The following is a 1,703-nucleotide window of genomic DNA, read 5'->3' on the forward strand; positions in this document are numbered from 1 at the left end:
ACAATCAATGTCATACCCGGATTCAGATGTCCACCTTCCAGCCATTTAAAAATGTCCGGTTTCAAGGTTGGTTTTGCTGCGTTTTTTCCTCGTTTTAAGCATTACGCAGTGTCGAAGGTCCGCGCCTGAACGGGCAGGGCGCTTACGCTCGCTTCCTCAGCTTTTGCAGACCGACGGCCAGGTTTGTCCGCTGGCTTGGCGGTTTGCCGACGTTGCGTCAGATCCACGATTACATGCTCGACGTCGGCCTGCGTGATCTTGCGCTGCTTCTTCTTACCCGGCTCTGCCTCGTTTCGGTTGGTCCGCGTCGAGTCGCCACGATGCGTTCGAGACGGCGCTTTACCGATTCGGCGGTTATCGCGTTGCGCCTGAAGCGCTTGCGCGACCTGCAACACATGGCTCAAACGCTTGTGCTCGACGACGGCACCCTGATCTATTTCAGTCAAACGATCGTACTGCCGGCAGCGCAGCACGCGATCGTCAGCACGGAGCTCGATCCGTCCATCCGGGTACTCCCACACCTCGATCTGCCGGTCGATCAGCTTCCTGTTCTCCGGCGTGTCGTCCAGTAAGTACATCACCCGGTCATACTGTACCGTCAGCGACTTCGTCACTTTCCGCGGCTCACGCCATGTCAGCACCACGTCCAGACTCTCGTCGGGCCGCAGCGGCCGGTGTGCATTGAACTCGCTCTTCGGCGGCTTCGCGAAGCGTGTGTTGTAGGCGGCCATGAAGGAGGGCGCGTATGCGTTGGCGTCGGCCACCGTGTTAATTCCGCGCAATCGCATCTCCTTGACCAAGCGGTCCTGCAACGTCAGATGCGCGCGCTCGACGCGGCCCTTGGCCGAGCTGCTGTTCGCGCAGAACGTGTCGATGTTCAGCTCGTACATCGCGCGGCCGAACGGCGTCACACGGTTACCGGTCTTTCCTGGCTTCACGTTGCGGAATACGCTGGCCTTGTCGCTGTAGAACGCCCCAGGTTTGCCGTGCCGTTCGATGTATGCCCGTGTTGCCTCGAAGTAGCTGAACGTCGACTCCGTCTGCGTGAAGTGCAGCATCATCAGCCGGCTCGTCGCGTCGTCCACGTAGACCAGCAGCGTGCAGGCCGGCGCCCGTTCCTCGAACCATCGATGATCGCTGCCGTCGATCTGGATCAGTTCGCCCAGACAGGCCCGGCGCGCACGCGGCTGATAGACCTTCGGCGGTCGTTGCCGGCGTGGAATCCACAAGCCAGCCTCCGTCATTAGCTTCCTGACCGTTTCCTTGGCCAGCCGAATGCCGTGACACTCCCAGAGCTTCTCGCAGGCCAGTGTCGGCCCGAAATCGGCGTAGCGATCTCGGATGATCGACAGCGCACGATCGGCGGCTCCTGGATCCAGGCGACGGTTGCCGGGCTTCGCTCGGTGCCCCGACACCAGTCCCGCCGGCCCGTGCTCGCGCAGCCGGGCAACCAGTCGGCGAACCTGACGTGTCGTCAACTCCAGCCGTTCCGCTGCACGCCATGGCTTAAGCTTGCCGTCCGCTACATCCTGAATGACCTTGAATCGGTCCAGTTCGCGCATCGTCATCGTGATCCGCTCCGTTGCAGCCATCGCAGCCTCCGGCGCCGTCAAACCGGCAGCCGGACAGCTTACGCGGCCCGAAAGCGGACATTTCTATGTAGCCAAAAGCGGACATTTCAATCTAGCCACTACAATCAAAAA

At 60.9% G+C, this 1,703-nt stretch carries 1 protein-coding gene; it reads right to left on the reverse strand.

Features of this window, described 5'->3' with window-relative positions:
* Positions 1–101: 101 nt before the first annotated feature.
* Positions 102–1,592: an ISNCY family transposase gene (locus AP428_RS34205; RefSeq protein WP_054928691.1), complete on the reverse strand. Its 1,491-nt coding sequence runs from the start codon at positions 1,590–1,592 to the stop codon at positions 102–104.
* Positions 1,593–1,703: the final 111 nt, after the last annotated feature.

Source organism: Burkholderia sp. E168m22 (assembly GCF_001319805.1).
Classification (GTDB): Bacteria; Pseudomonadota; Gammaproteobacteria; order Burkholderiales; family Burkholderiaceae; genus Burkholderia; species Burkholderia orbicola.

Coding starts and splice junctions, on each gene's coding strand:
- AP428_RS34205 (WP_054928691.1), bottom strand. CDS start 1,592: ATGGCTGCAACGGAGCGGATCACGATGACGATGCGCGAACTGGACCGA.